The following is a 17,406-nucleotide window of genomic DNA, read 5'->3' on the forward strand; positions in this document are numbered from 1 at the left end:
ATTGTATCTGGCACGTTCCTCTCCAAGATACGGCAACAGTGGTCTTAGCTTGCCGGTGCCGCAACGGGGCGTAGCCGATAGCCTTGACCATAGACCGTTTGAATTAGGGAGGGTTCGTCGGCATGCTCAATTTTGCGCCGTAGCAGTCGAATCTGGGCGGCCAATAGGTTGCGATTGACACAGGTCTGATCCGGCCACAGTTGACTAGCAATCAATTCATGGCTGAGAAGTTCCGTCGGGTGCTTGAGGAAAAGAGCTAGGAGCGCTGTTTCCTTCTCAGAGAGGGAGATACACTGTGTTCCTCGGTAGAGCAAGCGACCTTCGACATCGAGCCGCAGATCCTGCCAGCAAAGAATCGGTGCCGTACACCCCATCGTGTGGCGCCGTCGCAGCAGTGCTCGTACCCGTGCCAGCAATTCCCGCAGTTCAAAGGGTTTAACCAAGTAATCATCAGCACCGGCATCCAGACCCCGCACCCTGTCATCCACCGTATCTCGAGCAGTGAGAAAGAGAACGGGAGTCTCATCACCGGCTTGGCGCAATCGTTGACAAAGTTCTAGCCCCGTAGGCGGTGGCACCATCCAATCCAAAATTAAGAGGTGGTAGGGGCGCTGCGTTTGCCAGTAGGTTTGAGCCGTTTCACCATCGTAGGCCACGTCAACGTGGTAGCCCTCTTGGCGCAGGATGTGACCCAAGGGGTCGGCGAGTTCCGTTTCATCCTCTAGCAGCAGAATGTGCTCCACAACATCAATTGATGGCCGATGGACACCAAAATTTTAGCGAAATCCTCTTGAGTTAGGCGGCTGCTTGTAGCAACTGAGGCGGCACTGGAATTCCCGCTGCGATCGCCTCCGCTGGCAGTGTGGGTACAAGGCGATAACAGTAGAGAAGAAATTGCTCTAACCATGTTTGTAGCAGGTCTTGCTGCTTCTCATTGAGGTAGCGATCGGGAGCAGGTACTTGCTCAGTGTAAAAGGTCTCAACCCGAATCGTGCGCAGCCAAGGATGAGTCGGGCGGGTAATCAACCAGTAGTTACGCACAAGGGCACAACCGAGGTGATTCTGCACGATCTGGCTTGCCTTCCTAAACCATGGCAGATAGTTTTGCAGCGTCTGTACCACTGGTGGCGTAAACAAGGGGCGTACTGCGGATGTCACACCAAGCAGGTTCAGGATTTCACCCTCTAGTGCCAAGAGGTAGGCCAAATTGATAGGGAGAGACGCCTTAGCCCGATCGTAGGATACCAGTAGTGTTTCTAGGGTGGCACGGCTCGCTTCTGGGAGTCCTTCAATCAACAGGAGAAGCTGATTTTCAGTTCGCAGGGGACTGGCAGAGAGGGCTGAGCCTTGGCGCTGATAAATTTCCCTCAGAGTATCGAGGAGAAGAGGCGGTAGCAGCATTGCTCAAGGAGTTAGTCTAAAAAGACCTAGGTAATCTTAATACTTTCTTTATATCTGTTTGTCGGGATGATGGAAGTAAGGGTTGCTACAGTTGACCCAGAAAAAACTTAGGGTATTGATAGGATTTTATAAATCTTCTAGCGATCGCTTGCCAATCCTCTAGGGAATACGCTACCTTAGATAAGCTAGAGCAACGCGGGGTAGAGCAGTCTGGTAGCTCGTCGGGCTCATAACCCGAAGGTCCATGGTTCAAATCCATGCCCCGCCATTCATGATGTTTAATCGATTCTGGCGCTTCTTAGCTCCTTTAATTCCTCTCCCTAGCTTGATTCTTGGCATGTCCACAGCGCAGACGGCTCAATATCGCTTGAGTGCGCTGAAGATTGAACTGGCACCCCAAGAACCTTTTACGGTACTGGCGATCGCTAATACGGGCAATGTCCCCCTCGACTTTAAGGTGCGGGTGCAGCAGTGGCAACAGCGGGCAACGGGGGAAGATGAACTCCATCTCTTACCCGCAAATAGCCTAGAGCTAGTCGCCTTTCCCAACCTCCTGCATCTGCCCGTGGGCGGACGGGCTGAAATTCGCCTTGGCCATCGCTTGCCGGCTGCTGATGTCGAGCGGACATATCGGCTTTTAGTTGCAGAAATTCCTCCAGCCCCTCAAGGAATCGGCTCAGAAACGCGCCTCGTAACGGTGCATAGCCTACCCGTATTTATCAAACCAGCGGTCATTCGGCGGCAGGGGCAACTCCTCAATGCCCAAGTGCAGCAGGGAACCCTGCAAATGACTGTCAGTAATCGGGGCAATGTGCATATCGAGGCGGATCAAATCACAGTCAGAGGCTTGGCGGAGAATGGTCAACGGCTCTTTGAGCTGCGCCCGCAACGGGAATATGTTCTTGCAGGGGTGACGCGGCCCTTAATGCCCATGCCTTTGCCCCAAGACCAGTGTGCAGCCGTGCGAATCCTACAGATTGTCTTGGACATTGCTGCCCATCCCCCCACCACCCAAATTGAGCGACCCACGGGGGTTTGCCGTTAGAGCCTTTGATTAAGAGCAGCAAAAAGACGCTGGCGATCGCCCTCTAGAGCCTGATCTAGTTCTGGCAAAAAGGTGTTGTCTGGCCACAGCGGCGCGAATAAAGTCACCATTGGCAGACTGTCAATGGCAATGAAAAAGTCCGTAGGTTGGGGGCCATCAATGTGGCGACTATTGACGCCAAAACCGGCACGGGTATAGGTAATCGCCACGGCAGGCGCCGCCGAACGCAACCAATCAAGGGGTGTTGGCTGACCAGCTATGGAGCGCACCATCTGTTCCAGTTGCTCTGGACTTCCCGGCCAAATGGAGGCCAAGAGGTCACGGCGGTTGTTAGGGTCATCCCATGCCTTGAGGAAGGTTTGCAGCGTTGCAGGAGCCTTCAATGTTGCCTCTTGGGGGTTGGCCAAGGGTTGCAGCCATGCAGCTAGGGGGTCGGTGTCCCGAGGGAGTTCCCCTTGCCACCAGCGGAGGAGGGTTGACACTTGACGCACATAGGCGCCTGAGGGGCGATCGCTGGCAATGTCCTGCTCAAGCTGACGATAACGCTCCGTGACCGCCGTCAGAACTGGTTGATAAAAGGGTGCGAGGGGAGCAACCCGCCAAGCCGGACTGGTGATGAAGATGGGATGGCGCAGCACCTCAAGGATCAGGGCTTGGGTGGCGAGTTGCGGTTGATTCTTACGAATGAGGGCTAAGCCGAGACCCAGAAAATTGCCCCGTTTAGCCGGTACCAGTTGAGCCGCTTTGGCAAAGGTAGGAACTGCTGCACCCAAATTGCCCTCGCGCCAATAAAGCCATGCCAAGTTACTATAACCAAACTCAAGGTAGGGGGACAGCTCAATTCCTTTTTCAAACTCAACCGTTGCTGTACGCAAGAGGTTTGCCCGTGCTGTGGGGTTGTCTGTCATCATGCCCCGCTGGCCATAGTGCCACCCCCGTTGCAGCGGATAGTAGGGTTCCCAAGGGGCGAGTTCCTGAGCATGGAAGAGCTTCTCAGTAAAGCGATTCCAGTCGGGAGGGGTTTCCAAGAGGGCTAGAAAACCTTCGCTGCTACTTGCCCAAGCACGGTGAATCGGTGTCAGCCAACCCACCATCACTAGGATGATTCCTAAAGCCACGCCCACCAGCGAGAGTGCCCAGCGTACCCGCAACCGTTGGGGAGGAGTTTGCCCTTGGCCTGTGCGAATCAGGGTTGTTAAGAGGGTAAGTTCAATTAGGAAGAGGCCACCAATGCCAACATTGTCCAGTTGAAAATCCGTAAGACTGAGTACGCCGTAGCCCCAAAGCGCAAGGTAGAGGGCGATCGCCAGCCGTTGTTCCCGTTGTGTTAAGTTCGGCCACCAGCAACGATAGCGCATTGCCCAATAAACCAGTAGCCCCACCCCCAAGAGCAATACGGCAATGCCCCAAAGGCCAAGTTCGGCCCACAGTTGTACGGGGGTACTGTGGAGTTGATAGATCCACTCCGCTTCACGGCCAGCCCAGCCCGGACGATAGTGCTGATACCACAGGGGCACACTGCCTAAGCCATTGCCCCTCAGAGGATGGGCGGCCCCCATCCGCCAGCCAACAATACTGGTAATCCAGCGGTAGGCTAGTTCGCTCCCTTGTCCTCCCTGCCAGAGAGCCACTAAGCTGCGGCGCAGGCGATCGTTGGCCAAAGCGACCACCGCTAAGCCCACCAAAGCCAACAAGCCCCACCAAGAGCGACGCTGGCGGCGATAGTGCCAAACCCAACCCACGCCAAGGGGAATGACCATTGCCAGTAAGCCGAGGCCGCCCCCCCGTGAAAATGTTGTATAGAGGGTAACTAGACCCAAAAGCAGCACCGCCATCCAAAACCGGCGCGATCCACTGGCTTCTGCTTCTATGGCCAACAGTCCTACCAAGGGTAGAGCCAATAGGAGATAGCCCGCCACGTAATTTTGGTGGCCAAAGGGTGCCCAGTTGCGGAGTTCCAAAGTGTCCACATTGAGGTGGGGCGTTAATCCTTGGGGAGTATCAAAAATTGCCGGGGCGATCGCTGTGCCCAGCCAAAGGCCTAAACTGACAAGAATCACGAGGGCAGTGAGATAGCCTTGAAAGCGCACAATTTGCCAGCGGCGTTCTGGGGTGCGCAACCAAGCCCCGAGGGGATAAAGAACAGCAATACCTCCCAACAGTGCCCAGCCATACCAGCGAGCCTGATGGGGAAAAGTACTCCACGTCCCTGAAATCGCCAATGCCAACAGGAGTAATAGCACTACGCCATCAAAGCCATTTCCCAAGGGCTGCACCCGCCGTTGATAGGCCAACACCTGCAAAAACCAAAGCAGAGGCACCCCCAGCGCGGCTTGCCAGAGTAAGACCCAAGGCCACGCCACCATGAGACTGTGACTATCGGGTAGAAGCGTAAAAAAGGTATAGCCAGCTGCTGTGAACAACCCCAGCAGAATGCCCTCCTGTTTCGCTGCCTGTTCGCCCCAATGTTTTGCCGTCATCGGTGATGCTAAAAGGGTTTAAAGCCGCTCCAACCGCTTTGATGAGCCTTGTCCTGATTCTAGGTGAATTCTTAGGCAAAGGCTGCCACCACCCGATCCATGGCTTCAACCACATTTTCCCGACTATTAAAGGCCGAAAGGCGCAGATAGCCCTCACCCGCTGCCCCAAAACCAGCACCGGGGGTACCCACTACATAGCAAGTGTGCAGCAATTTATCGAAAAAGTCCCAACTGCCAATCCCTTGGGGCGTCTTCAGCCAGACATAGGGAGCATTGACCCCACCATAGACTGCAAAGCCCGCTTGGGTGAGTTTTTCGCGAATGAGACGGGCATTGTCCATATAGAAGGCCACCAGTTCCCGTACTTGGGCTTGACCGGCTTCAGAGTAAACCGCCTCGGCGCCCCGCTGCACAATGTAGGACACACCATTAAACTTCGTGGATTGCCGCCGTTGCCACAGCGCCCAGAGTTCGACGGCCTCGCCACTGGGGGTTTGCCCCTTGAGACCCTTGGGTACTACGGTAAAGGCACAGCGAGTTCCCGTAAATCCGGCATTTTTCGAGAAGGAGCGGAATTCAATGGCACACTCGCGGGCACCGGGAATTTCATAGATGGAGTGGGGAATAGCGGGATCGGTAATAAAAGCTTCGTAGGCGGCATCAAAGAAGATAATTGCTTGGTGGGCACGGGCATAGTCCACCCACGCCTCTAAATGCTCCCGTGTGGCCACCGCACCGGTGGGATTGTTGGGGAAGCAGAGGTAGATTAAGTCCACAGGTTCACTGGGTAGCGTGGCGGTGAAGTGGTTTTCAGCGGTAATCGGCAAATAGACCAGTCCAGTGTACTCCCCGCGTTCATTGGCTTCCCCCGTGTGCCCTGCCATGACATTGGTATCCACATAGACGGGATAAACGGGGTCGGTAACGGCAATGCGGTTGCCGTCGCCAAAAATATCGAGGATATTCCCTGTGTCGCACTTGGAGCCGTCGGAAATAAAAATTTCACTGGCATCAATGTCGCAGCCGCGGGCTTGGAAGTCGTGGGCGGCAATTTTTTCCCGTAGCCAAGGATACCCCTGCTCAGGCCCATAGCCTTTGAAGGTGGCGCGATCGCCCATTTCTTCCACCGCTTGAATCATTGCTTGACGACAGGCTGCCGGCAGCGGTTCGGTGACATCCCCAATGCCGAGACGAATCAGGGGGGCATCGGGATGGGCTTGCAAGAATTGATTGACACGGCGGGCAATTTCCGGAAAGAGATACCCTGCCTTGAGTTTGAGGTAGTTTGCGTTAACAAAGGCCATAGATTAGACTGCAATCAGGGAGATTTGTTAAATTTTAACCTCAAACATTCTAAAGTGATGCTTTAATTTGGGCAACTCAATATCTTTCAGGATGAGCACCCTAAAGAATACGGGATTATTCACGCTTTCCTCACTCATATTCGCCAGCGATTGCTCTATAAGCCTCTGGAACTGCACAGTAAAGCTCACGGTCTGAAAAGCAGTACTTGCAGCAAAAGTGAGTCCTCCATTGGGGCGATCGCTGGTTGGTATAACTAAATTGGGTCAGCACTTTTACAAATCACATAACCAGCGACAGATCGATGCAATTTGATTTGGATTGTTTAGGTTAGCAGCGTTGGCAAGTAATCCCTTTTCCAGTTGATCCCATATCTCGACCGCCATTTTCTTCTCAATCGCTGCACCTATAAAGAAAACATGCGGGGAGTGTTTCGCTTTCGAAAACGCTTCACGGATACGGTCAAGAGCCGCTCGCGCAGTTTTCCAATGCTCGTCTGTGCCTGCTGGGTCTATTCCCCCTTTGAGTTCACCGAGTGCAATATAAGACGTGGCCAATTGATGCTCTGTGGACTGCAACTCCTCAGGGCTAAGGTTAAATAAACACATGTCCACATTGTTTTTCACCAAAGGGACGGTCAAGTTGTCAATCAAGGTGCGCGACTTACCCATGCTTTCCCAGCTCAAGCCACGCAAAGACAACTCGATTTCCAAGTCATCGTCAGTCATGTCAACCCACCGCCTAGTCTTTGAATGTTGCCATCTATAACTGATGCCAGCTATCGCCAGCGTTGAAATGATTGCGCGAGTAAGTTTTCTCTGCGCTAAGACGCCGCCAATGTTGCGCATTGATCCGCCGAGGGCGTCGCCACGCGTCAGCAGAAACCTGAACACTAGTTCTTCAATAAATTTCTCTCCCGCTGGCTCAAGAAATTCTTGATGAGGCCATTGATGGCTTCCGCCTTGTCTGCTGGCTGTAGATGAACCAGCGCCTTGTCAGATAATCCTGCTCCCCTGAGAAGACCTACTTCTATGTCTTTGATAGCCAGCAAATCAGCAGGGGTTTTAGCCCCTGATGCAGCTTCTTGCAATGCCCTTGCTTCGGCGACGTAAGGCGTAGAGCGACGATTCTTTTCGAGCGCAAGAGCAACAAAGCCTGCGCGTGTGGCTTCATAGCTCGTAACGAGATCATCACTAGACTGAAGATGGTTTCGGTATGGGCGCAAAGACATTACAATTTTCTCCAGATGTAAATGCCCTTACGTAGAGCTTCGCGTCCGTACTCCCCCATCTGCTGGCTACTATTGCCTTTGCCGTTTGGCAAAACGAGAATACGTTCAACATAAAAGCCTAATTTCTCTGCAATATCAGAGAGGATCATATCGACCGAAACGCTCGCTCCTGCATAACGGACATTATCGTTGACCATAAACAAGAGTGCGTTTGGTTTCAATACACGCGCACATTCGGCGACAACACAAGCCATCTCATAAAAATAGCCTTTTACCATCCGAGGAATTCCGTTATTGTTCAGAGCCCGTTGCGCTTTTTGGTCTTCCAAGTACTTCAGAATGGCTTGTAATAGTTCCTCCTCATCAGCAGCAGCCAATGCCGTTGCCCATTGCGGGTTAATGCCCAACAAGTCTTTTGGGCGATTTTCCACTGTACAACTAAGCATCTCTTGGCGAAGTCTCAGTAGTTTTTGTTCATCTGTGCCCAACAACGCGAGTTCCAGTGCATAGGTACGCGTATAGTCATAGCGGTTGCAGTAAGGCGGAGAGGTCAGAATTGCATCGTAGGTGCTGTCGGGTAATTGCGGCAATATTTGAAGACATGAACCCTCAAACAAACGGATTTGAGCCTGAAGTTTTTCCGCAGCAAACAAAGTTGTTTGATGATTGGGTGATACATCTTCTAAAATCTCGTTTATCTTTTCACAAATAGCCTGATCGAACTCTAGGATTTCGCCCTTGTCGAAAATTTTCTTACCCTGTGTGCGTCCAGAGCGGTAATCCCACCGAAGGTATTGACCATCCTTTCGAGTAAAACTGATGGATTCCAGTACACAAAGTAAAGCAAAGCGCAAGATGGATTGAACTCTACTATTCTCGACTTGGTACGCGCCTATATATTTTTCGATGGCTTCCTTTGTTGTTTTGGGATAAGCTCCCTGTGTGATTCGCAGCTCTGGCAAGGGAACACTTATTTGCGACTCTTTCCAAACTCTCAACGTCGACCATTGGCACAATCTCTCGAAGTCTTCAGGGGTGAATTCGGCATCTAGAATTTGTTTGGCCGCAATGATTTCGCGACCAATGGGTAACAACTCGATCCCATCTGCATCTATACCCATTGCACTTGCAGCAAACAAAGCTGTTCCACTGCCTGCGAAAGGATCCAGAATTCTACCTGCGTTAATACCGTTATGAAATAGATGTTCGACTAAAGAAGCTGAAAACGCTTCTTTGAACTTGTACCAACGATAAGAAGGTCTAGTTTTATTGCCTTGGAAACTCACCAAAAAACGCGAGAGTGTAGGGTCAATGTCGAATCTGTTTCTGAACCGATCGTGTAGCTGCTTATCAAGATGTCTAATAGTGCTGAGGAACTCAGGGGGTTGAGACAATACAGCAGTGGATGCCGTAGTATATTGCATTTCAATAGCTGAATACTAAACGTACCGATAGGTTGTGACCTCTCGCCTGCACGAGAAGACTGCTGCTCTCGGTTAAGTGTTTCTGTCTCCGGGGCAGCCAGTTGTGCTTCACGGCTCTCACTCCAACTGAGCAAAGATCGACAAAGAAGATAGTGATGCTAATCTATCAACCCTCGAGTACTTCCTGTAGCCGCGATCGCGCCCTTTCAAAGGCCTCGGCCAATTTCTGAGGTTGAGATCCGCCGGCCTGAGCAAAGTTGGGACGCCCGCCGCCGCGGCCACCACAGACTTGGGCGAGTTCCGCCACCAGTTGACCGGCATGAACCCCCCGCTCTACAACGTCCGGACTGGCGGCGACTAAAAGGTTCACTTTGTCAGCAGCCGGTTGAGTGGCCAACACCACAGCTCCACTGCCCAGTTTATTCAGGAGCCATTCAGCAGCGGTTTTTAGCCCTTGGGGATCTACCCCCGCCAGCGAGGCAATAAGCAGATGGGTAGCGCCGATGGCTTCAGCCTGCTCCAAGAGGGCTTGGGTTTTGGCAAGAGCTAGTTCGGCTTTGAGGTGTTCCAGTTCCTTTTGCTGGGCTTTGAGATCCGCTTGGAGTTGGCTAATGCGATCTAGAATCTCTTCCGGTTTGGCTTTGAAGCGATCGCACAACTCGCGGACAATGCTATCGCGCTGTTGCAAATAGTCACGCACCGCCGGTCCAGCAATGGCTTCAATGCGGCGAATCCCAGCCGCCACACCACTTTCGCTAATGATCTTAAAGAGGCCAATTTCAGCAGTGTTGTGGACATGGGTGCCACCACAGAGTTCCATAGAGACACCGGGAATATCGAGAACGCGCACCTGCTCACCGTATTTTTCACCAAACATGGCGATCGCCCCCTTGGCCTTGGCTTCATTGAGCGCCATGATACTCGTGTGGGTGGCATGGCTTTCACTAATCCACGTGTTGATTTGATCTTCAATCTGTTGCAGCTCTTCGCGAGTGAGGGCACGGGGGCAGTTAAAGTCAAACCGCAGCCGATCAAAAGCCACCAGTGATCCCGCTTGGGAAATGTTTTCGTCAATCCGCTTTTTCAAGGCCGCCTGCAAGAGATGCGTTGCGGTGTGGTGCGCCTGTACCCGCCGCCGACAACTGAGATCAATTTGGGCGCTCACGCGATCGCCAACGCTGAGGCTGCCCCGCTCCACTTTGCCGTAGTGAACAAACACTTCCTTTTGCTTTTGCACATCGTGGATTTGCACTAGCGCATCACTGGTGGCGAGATACCCGCGATCGCCAATTTGGCCACCGGATTCAGCATAGAAGGGAGTTTCTTCAAGGATCACCTGCACTTCAGTCCCTGCTGTTGCCGTTGTTACCGGATGACCCGCCACCAAAATCGCTGTTACGGTCGTGGTCAAACTAAACTCGTCATAGCCACGAAACTGCGTCGGATGCAGTTGATCCGCTAGGGAGTCAATCCCCTCCTGAACGGTAATATCAATGGTTTCGTGAGCGGCTTGGGAGCGTTGCCGCTGCTCGGCCATACAGGCTTCAAACTCAGCCACATCCACACCAATGCCTTGCTCAGCGGCAATCTCTTGGGTCAACTCCAAGGGGAAGCCATAGGTATCAAAAAGAACGAAAGCATCGCGCCCTGCCAATTGTGGTTTACTGCGTTTTTTGCCCTTAGTTGTCTTCAATGGAGCGAGCATCTCCGCTAAGAGCTTCTCACCCCGATCCAAGGTCTTAAGAAACTGTTCCTCCTCCCGCTGGAGTTCGCTGAGAATCACTGCCTGCCGCTCGCGCACATTGGGATAGACATTGGCAGCCAGATCAATCGCCACTTGAGCCAAGGCAGGGGTCACCAGTTCATTGATCCCCAACAGCCGACTATGGCGGACAATGCGCCGAATCAATCGCCGCAGGACATAGCCACGCCCCACATTACTGGCGGTGACGCCATCGGCAATGAGATGAACCACGGCACGGGTGTGATCGCCAATCACCTTGAGGGACGTTTTGGTGCTGGCATTGGCTTTGCGGTACTGAATCCCGGCTCGCTGCGCTGCCGCCTCAATCATCGGGAAAATTAAGTCTGTCTCGTAGTTGTTGGGCACCCCTTGCAGAACCTGCGCCATTCGCTCCAAGCCCATACCGGTATCAATGTTTTTCGCCTTGAGGGGGGTGCGGCGCCCTTGATCGTCTTGGTTCAACTCCATGAACACCAGGTTGTAGAGTTCGATGAAGCGGCGATCGTCATCGAGATCAACGTCAGCTAGCCCCTTTTCCGGATAGAAGTCGTAGTAAATCTCAGAACAAGGGCCACAGGGACCCGTTGGCCCCGCCGTCCAGAAGTTGCTCTCCTCTCCCATGCGCTGGATGCGCTCCTTGGGCAAGCCCACTTGGCGATGCCAAATGTCATAGGCCTCATCGTCATTTTCAAAGACGCTCACCAAGAGCCGTTCCGGGGGCAAACCATAAACCGTGGTCATCAATTCCCATGCCCAACCAATGGCCTCCGCCTTGAAGTAGTCGCCAAAGCTGAAGTTGCCCAACATTTCAAAGAACGTGTGGTGGCGAGCAGTGCGACCCACATTTTCAATGTCATTGGTGCGCAGACACTTTTGCGCAGTGGTGACGCGGCGTACCTTTGGCGTTTCTTGGCCGAGGAAAATGGGTTTGAAGGGGAGCATGCCGGCGATCGTCAGCAGCACCGTCGGATCCTCTGGAATCAGCGAGGCACTGGGCAAAATCGTGTGTCCCTTAGCGGCATAGAACTCAAGGAATTTTTGGCGAATTTGATCACCTGTGAGGGCAATTGTCGCCGACGCAGAGGGGGACGAGGTCATTGGAGCAACGTCTCAACGGAGCGCAACAAACGGCAAGAACATTATTTCATCATACTGGATTGTACTCTGGGAATAAGGCACCCCATTGGCAGGATTTACGAGAATAGCCATGACTGAGCCAGCCACCCGCTCTGAAATGGGTCAACTCCTTGAGGAAGTGAGAGGAATGCGCGCTAATATGAGAAAGTTGCTGATCTGAGCGATCGCCAGCGGGTGGTGGATGCCCACCTATGGGGTTTTATGATTGTCGCCCTTGTCAGGGGATTTTGGCTTATCTTATCAAGTTGTCTTTCTTTGATAAGAGTTAGCGCACAAACACGCCGGGCAAAAAGGTTTCGAGATAAAGATGAATCAATTGGCGGCCAAAGAGACCACTGACAATAGCCGCTACTGCCAAAAAAGGGCCAAAGGGAATCGGTTGCCGCCGCTGAATCCAACCGAGGGCAATCCCCAGTCCACCCATCAGGCCACCGAGGGCACAGGCCAAGAAAAAGGTAACGAGCAATCCCTGCCAACCTAGCCAAGCCCCGATCATCGCTGCCAGTTTGCTATCCCCTCCCCCCATGACCTCCTGACCAAGGGCGATCGCCCCCCCCCAGCGGATCAGATCAAAGAGCCAAATGCCAATCACTGCGGCAATGATGCCTTCCGTGAGTCCGCCTAGACCCGTCGTTAACCCTCTCAGGAGCAGGCCGACAATCAACCCCCATTTTGTCAGGGGATGGGGCAGCGTCATCGTGTCTAGATCAATCAAGGCCAAAGCCAAGAGCCACGCACTCAGCAGCCAGAGCACAAGGGTTTGCACTTGCCAGCCACTCACAGCCACAATCAGGACGTACAGCAGTGCCGTCAACAGCTCAATCGCAGGATACCGCCAAGAAATGGGTGCATGGCAGTAACGACATTGCCCCCGCAGGAATAGCCAGCCCAAAATTGGGATATTGTCCCAGGGCTTGAGTGTGGTCAAACAGATCGGGCAGCGAGACGGCGGATAAAGGAGCGATCGCCCACTCGGCACACGGTAGATCACAACATTGAGAAAGCTCCCCACCGCTGCCCCAAGGCCAAAGACAAGGCAGTAGCTAGCAAAGGTCAAAAAAGTTAGTGCAGTTATAGGCGTGTTACTTCCGGCAGATGATCGTAGGGAATAAAGCATTCTTGGGGCAGCAGCACTGGTTGGCTAGTAAACAGCACATAGCCCCGCAGGGTTTGCCGATTAACAGCGACACCCGCAGGCACCGTTTTTGCCCCATGAACCTGCTGGTAGAGATTATAGATGGATTGAGCAGCGGCTAATAGGGGGGTATCAACGGTTTCCATGGTCTGCAAAACTGGCATGTGCCCCACTCCTCGGCAAGCGAACAATTAGAAACGGTTATGTTTGGTTTTGAGCCAATCATCAGTTCTCGCCAAGCGCTCCGCCTATGCAAAAGCAGATCTGAAATCCTCTACCTGACTATCAATCATCTTGTCTTAGCAAAGCGATAGCATAGGGGTAGGATGGCGCTAAGACATCTTCCTCGTGAAATCACCTCAGGAGAGTATTCATGAAGGAATTGATTGTTTCACCATGCCCAGCCCCCTGGCGATCGCTAGCCTCGCCCTGTAGCTATTGACTGTGTTCCTTGTTTCCTCACAACTCCTTTGACCCAACCATGAACTCACAGCAGTTCTCCCTTGCCAATCATCTGCACCATTTACCTCATCCTGTCTTGGCGGGCGATCGCAAGGGCACCATTCTTTATGCCAACGCTGCGGCGCAACGGTTATTGAACCACGCTAGTACCGATTTAGCGGGCCTCTCCGTCATCGAGCTACTGTCCGCCAACTTTGACCTCTCCCTAGAGCGGTTCCAGCAAGTGCTCAACACCCAAACCCCGGCACAATGGGACTGCTATGATCCGCCCAAACAGCAGTGGTGGCAACTGGATTTAACCGCTGATGCTCACGGCTGGACCCTGACCCTAACGGAAATTACCGAACGCTATCGCCATTGGCTGCTCCAAGAAGCGCGGGTTAATGAACTGGAAAAATGGTGGCAGCGATTTCACACCCTGACGGAGATAGGTCAACAGCTCTTCTGGGAAATCCAAGGAGAGTGGTGTTATTGGTACGGTGACAGTCAAGGGGTGCTGGGGTACCCCCTAGAGCAATTGCCCAAAACCCTGCGAGCGTGGCAGCAACTCATCTACCCAGAGGATCAAGAGCGCTTTTGGCAAGCCATCCCTCAGCAAGGGGGAGCAACACCCTGCGATTTGGAATATCGCCTGCGCCATGCCAATGGTGCGTATGTGTGGGTGCGCGATCGCTGGGAATATCGGCAGGAACCACCAAACACCACAACCGTCATCGGCGTCATGGTCAATATCCATGACCAAAAGATACAGGAAATGCGCCTGCGGGAAAGCGAACAACGCTATCGCAACCTCGTAGATCACCTACCCGCCGTGGTGTATCGCTGTGCCATTGATGCTTCGTGGACGATGGAATACCTAAGTCCCAAGTTCACCGAGCTGACGGGGTATCTCTCGAGCGAACTGGTGCACAATCAGGTTCGTAGCTACGCTAGTATTACGCATCCAGAAGATAGCGATCGCGTTGATTGCACAATCCATGAGGCTCTTGCCAAGGGCTTCCCCTTTAGTGTCGGCTACCGCATTTTCTGTGCTGATGGGTCGGAGCGTTGGGTACATGAGTACGGTCAGGGAGTCTATGACGTAACCGGCAAAGCCTATGCAATTGAGGGCATCATTGTGGATGAAACAGAACGGATTCAGTCAGAGCAAGCCCTCAGAGAAAGTGAGTATCGCTGGCGTGCGGTCTTTGAAAATGCCCAAGTCGGGATTATTGTCACTAGCCCTGCTAACCACTACCGCCTTGTGTATTGCAATCCCTTTTTTTGCCAATTTGTCGGCTACACCGCTCCTGAACTGGCAAATCTCACCGCCCATGATCTGACCTTTGCTGAAGATTGGCCTGAGGAGGCGGCTCTCATCCAAGAGTGTCAACTGGGACTGCGCAACACCTATCAAATTGTCAAGCGTTACCGCCACAAAAAGGGGCACACCGTCTGGGGAAATTTAACCCTCTCCTGTGTGCGCAATGCCAATGGTGAGCCTCACCTGCTGATTGCCCTGATTGATGACATTACTAGCCAACGCCAACTGCAACTCGCCCTCGATCGCGAGCGCAACCGCTATGAGCAGTTAGTGAACAATTGTCCCGTCATCATTTTGACTCTCAATCGCGACAAAACTCTCTTAACCAGTAATTGGGTTGGCTTGAAGACACTGGCAGCGGCTCAAGTGGTGCCCGGTATGCCATTTTCGGCACTGCTCCATCCCCAAGAATCAGTGACTCGGGTGGAAGCCCTGATTGACCGCGTTCTGGACAGAGAAACCATTAACGACGAAGAAATTCTGCTGCGTTGCCGCACCGATGCTCCCTGTGATATGCTCAGCCACCTTTTTCCCCTGCTGGATGAGGAGGAAGAAATTGTCGGCTGTGTGGTGGTCTGTACTGATATTAGCGATCGCAAACGTGCCCTTGCTGAACTGGATGAGCGCGAGGCTCAATATCGCAGTGTTTTCGAGTCTGTGGCCGATGGCCTAGTGATCTATGACACCGAAAACCTACAGATCGTTGAGGTCAATGATGCCATCTGCGACATCTATGGTTTCAGTCGTAGTGAATGCCTTGAACTCCAACCTGAGGATTTTCTGCACCCCGACTACCGCGATCAGTTTCAGGAATTCCTAGAGACGATTCGGCATCAGCCCACTTGGCACGGTGTCAGCAAGCATCGCTGTAGCGATGGCCAGGTTATTGATGTGGATATCTTTGCCACAAGGTTGCGCTACAAAGGCAAAAATCAAGTCCTCTGCGTCATCCGCGATATTACACAAATCAAGCGTTTTGAAGAAACTCAAGTGGCGATCGCTAAAGAACTCAGCCGACGGGAAGCACTCTTTCGCAATCTCATTAACGATTTAGATGTGGGAGTGATGCTGTTGTCTGCTGATCTCTACGCAAAAGTGATTAATCCTCGGGGCTGTGAGCTGCTGGGGGTCAAGGAAGCGGACATCATTGGTCAAAAACCAACAGAAATGGCTTGGGATGCCCTCAACGATGCCGGGGAACCAATGCCGCCAGCGGCTTTTCCGCTGATGATTGCCATTGCTCAAAAGCAACGGGTACAAGGGGTGATGGGCATTCTCAATCAACAAACCCAACAGCGGCTCTGGCTGCAAGTGACCGCTGATCCAGAAGTCACGGCAACGGGGAGCATTGAGCAGGTGATTCTCACCTTTAGCGATATTAGCGATCGCAAGCACTACGAGGCCTACCTTCAAGATCAAGCCGTTCGCCAGCGGGAACTCAACCAGCTCATTCAGGAGATTCGCGAAGCCCCTGATCTCAATCAGGCCTTTGCCAAGGCGGTACAGGAGGTGTGTCATATCCTGCGGGTCGATCGCGCCATTGTCGTCAAGTACGAGCCAGAACAGCACCACTGGATTCCCCTAGTGGAGTTTCTCAACAAACCCTATATAACCCCTAGCGTGGGGATAACGATTCCAGACGAGCATAATCCCATTGCCGCAACCCTCCGCCAAGGAAAAATTGCCGAGCTGCCTGCCCTAGAGAATCTGGATCCCACCGATGCAGTGAACCGTGCAATTGCTCAAGTGCTCGGTGGTGGCTGGCTCATTGCCCCAATTCGGATCAATCAGCAGATTTGGGGGGCTTTTTCCTTTCAGCGTTTTAATCATTCCAGCGGCTGGACAGATGAGGAACGCCAACTCATTCTCTCCTTCACCGATCAACTGGCAATTACCATTCAGCAAACAAACTTGTATGACTCACTGCAATTGGCCAATGCCGAACTCTCCCGCCTTGCGACCATTGATGGCCTCACCCAGATTGCCAATCGGCGCTATTTTGACCAGGATTTGCAGCAGCAGTGGCAGTTAGCCCAGCGAGAACAGACGAACATTTCCCTGATTCTTTGTGATGTCGATTTCTTCAAGAACTTCAACGACCACTACGGCCACCAAGCAGGGGATGACTGCCTGATCGCGATCGCGAAAATATTAACCCAAGCGGTGCGCCGTCCCACCGATTTAGCCGCACGCTACGGTGGTGAGGAATTTGCCTTGATTTTGCCCAATACCGATCTCACTGGCAGTCTGTGCGTCGCCGAACGCATCCAACAGCTTCTCTATGCCTTGGAGATTCCCCATATGGCCTCCTCAGTGAGCGATCGCGTCACCCTGAGTATGGGCATTGTCAGCTTGCTGCCCCAAGTCGGCCAACCGGTGAATGAATTCATCACCCTTGCTGATCAGCAGCTCTATCTCGCCAAGCGGGGCGGGCGCGATCGCTATTGCTATGCTTAGACTCTTGCTTAGTGAGAACTCTGTCGTAGGCCTTCAGCAGATGGTGGGGCTTGAGGGCAGTCACTTGGTAGCTCACCAAAATCAGTAGCACAGCCACGAGGGCGATCGGTAGCCCCAAGGGCAGGAACAGTCTATGCTTTGGATCATGGCTAATCATGCGCCGCAACCGCTGGCCAAAAATTTTCAACTTGCCCCGCCAGCCCTGATGATCTTGCACCCGTGGCCTTTGGGAGGGCTTTCCTAACAAGCGCTGCTGCCAGTAGTCATCGTGGCCAATGAGCAAAA

11 protein-coding genes, 1 tRNA gene and 1 pseudogene are annotated in these 17,406 nt (G+C 52.9%); 3 read left to right on the forward strand and 10 right to left on the reverse strand.

Features of this window, described 5'->3' with window-relative positions; all coding sequences use genetic code 11:
* Window positions 1-44: 44 nt before the first annotated feature.
* Window positions 45-743 carry a response regulator transcription factor gene (locus tag RHH81_RS09360; protein WP_206199946.1) on the reverse strand — a complete coding sequence of 233 codons (699 nt, stop codon included), beginning with the start codon at window positions 741-743 and terminating at the stop codon, window positions 45-47.
* Window positions 744-795: 52 nt separating this feature from the next.
* Window positions 796-1,401, reverse strand: coding sequence for a hypothetical protein (locus RHH81_RS09365; RefSeq protein WP_310453720.1), 606 nt, complete (start codon window positions 1,399-1,401; stop codon window positions 796-798).
* A 194-nt stretch (window positions 1,402-1,595) separates the two neighbouring features.
* On the opposite strand from RHH81_RS09365, the gene RHH81_RS09370 reads away from it, so the two are divergent.
* Window positions 1,596-1,669: transfer RNA gene (locus RHH81_RS09370), tRNA-Met, on the forward strand.
* Between the two features lie 69 nt (window positions 1,670-1,738).
* A complete protein-coding gene (locus tag RHH81_RS09375) occupies window positions 1,739-2,446 on the forward strand; it encodes a fimbria/pilus periplasmic chaperone (protein ID WP_310742956.1) in 708 nt (235 codons plus the stop codon).
* On the opposite strand, the gene RHH81_RS09380 is transcribed toward RHH81_RS09375, so the two are convergent.
* The 7 genes and pseudogenes from RHH81_RS09380 to RHH81_RS09415 all read right to left on the reverse strand — a co-directional run bounded on the left by RHH81_RS09380 (window position 2,443) and on the right by RHH81_RS09415 (window position 13,063).
* A complete protein-coding gene (locus RHH81_RS09380; RefSeq protein WP_310742957.1) occupies window positions 2,443-4,926 on the reverse strand; it encodes an O-antigen ligase family protein in 2,484 nt (827 codons plus the stop codon). The genes RHH81_RS09375 and RHH81_RS09380 overlap by 4 nt on opposite strands.
* 71 nt (window positions 4,927-4,997) lie before the next feature.
* Window positions 4,998-6,230, reverse strand: a complete 1,233-nt coding sequence (locus RHH81_RS09385) for an LL-diaminopimelate aminotransferase (protein ID WP_302678157.1) — start codon at window positions 6,228-6,230, stop codon at window positions 4,998-5,000.
* A 273-nt stretch (window positions 6,231-6,503) separates the two neighbouring features.
* Window positions 6,504-7,459, reverse strand: a pseudogene (locus RHH81_RS13040) (type II restriction endonuclease).
* Complete coding sequence (locus RHH81_RS09400; RefSeq protein WP_315863388.1) at window positions 7,459-8,883, reverse strand: site-specific DNA-methyltransferase; 1,425 nt, start codon at window positions 8,881-8,883, stop codon at window positions 7,459-7,461. Before RHH81_RS09400 ends, RHH81_RS13040 begins: the two are co-directional and overlap by 1 nt.
* 166 nt (window positions 8,884-9,049) lie before the next feature.
* Window positions 9,050-11,725, reverse strand: coding sequence for an alanine--tRNA ligase (gene alaS, locus RHH81_RS09405; RefSeq protein WP_310742961.1), 2,676 nt, complete (start codon window positions 11,723-11,725; stop codon window positions 9,050-9,052).
* A 304-nt stretch (window positions 11,726-12,029) separates the two neighbouring features.
* Window positions 12,030-12,881, reverse strand: a complete 852-nt coding sequence (locus RHH81_RS09410) for a prepilin peptidase (protein WP_399372818.1) — start codon at window positions 12,879-12,881, stop codon at window positions 12,030-12,032.
* Window positions 12,836-13,063 (reverse strand): hypothetical protein, encoded by a 228-nt coding sequence (locus RHH81_RS09415; RefSeq protein WP_225901554.1) that lies wholly within the window; start codon window positions 13,061-13,063, stop codon window positions 12,836-12,838. The genes RHH81_RS09410 and RHH81_RS09415 overlap by 46 nt, the downstream gene beginning before the upstream one ends.
* A gap of 317 nt (window positions 13,064-13,380) precedes the next feature.
* Here RHH81_RS09415 and RHH81_RS09420 point away from each other — a divergent pair, with 317 nt between their 5' ends.
* Window positions 13,381-17,121 (forward strand): PAS domain S-box protein, encoded by a 3,741-nt coding sequence (locus tag RHH81_RS09420; RefSeq protein ID WP_310742962.1) that lies wholly within the window; start codon window positions 13,381-13,383, stop codon window positions 17,119-17,121.
* Here RHH81_RS09420 and RHH81_RS09425 read toward each other — a convergent pair.
* Window positions 17,054-17,404: a hypothetical protein gene (locus tag RHH81_RS09425; protein ID WP_206199956.1), complete on the reverse strand. Its 351-nt coding sequence runs from the start codon at window positions 17,402-17,404 to the stop codon at window positions 17,054-17,056. The genes RHH81_RS09420 and RHH81_RS09425 overlap by 68 nt on opposite strands.
* Window positions 17,405-17,406 lie beyond the last annotated feature (2 nt).

It is taken from the genome of Thermosynechococcus sp. PKX95 (assembly GCF_031583295.1).
GTDB lineage: Bacteria > Cyanobacteriota > Cyanobacteriia > Thermosynechococcales > Thermosynechococcaceae > Thermosynechococcus.

Excerpts from the sequence above, each read along its gene's own strand:
- RHH81_RS09400 (WP_315863388.1), bottom strand. The coding sequence starts at position 8,883 with ATGCAATATACTACGGCATCCACTGCTGTATTGTCTCAACCCCCTGAG.
- RHH81_RS09415 (WP_225901554.1), bottom strand. The coding sequence starts at position 13,063 with ATGCCAGTTTTGCAGACCATGGAAACCGTTGATACCCCCCTATTAGCC.
- RHH81_RS09380 (WP_310742957.1), bottom strand. The coding sequence starts at position 4,926 with ATGACGGCAAAACATTGGGGCGAACAGGCAGCGAAACAGGAGGGCATT.
- RHH81_RS09420 (WP_310742962.1), top strand. The coding sequence starts at position 13,381 with ATGAACTCACAGCAGTTCTCCCTTGCCAATCATCTGCACCATTTACCT.
- RHH81_RS09410 (WP_399372818.1), bottom strand. The coding sequence starts at position 12,881 with ATGCTTTATTCCCTACGATCATCTGCCGGAAGTAACACGCCTATAACT.
- RHH81_RS09375 (WP_310742956.1), top strand. The coding sequence starts at position 1,739 with ATGTCCACAGCGCAGACGGCTCAATATCGCTTGAGTGCGCTGAAGATT.
- alaS (WP_310742961.1), bottom strand. The coding sequence starts at position 11,725 with ATGACCTCGTCCCCCTCTGCGTCGGCGACAATTGCCCTCACAGGTGAT.
- RHH81_RS09365 (WP_310453720.1), bottom strand. The coding sequence starts at position 1,401 with ATGCTGCTACCGCCTCTTCTCCTCGATACTCTGAGGGAAATTTATCAG.
- RHH81_RS09385 (WP_302678157.1), bottom strand. The coding sequence starts at position 6,230 with ATGGCCTTTGTTAACGCAAACTACCTCAAACTCAAGGCAGGGTATCTC.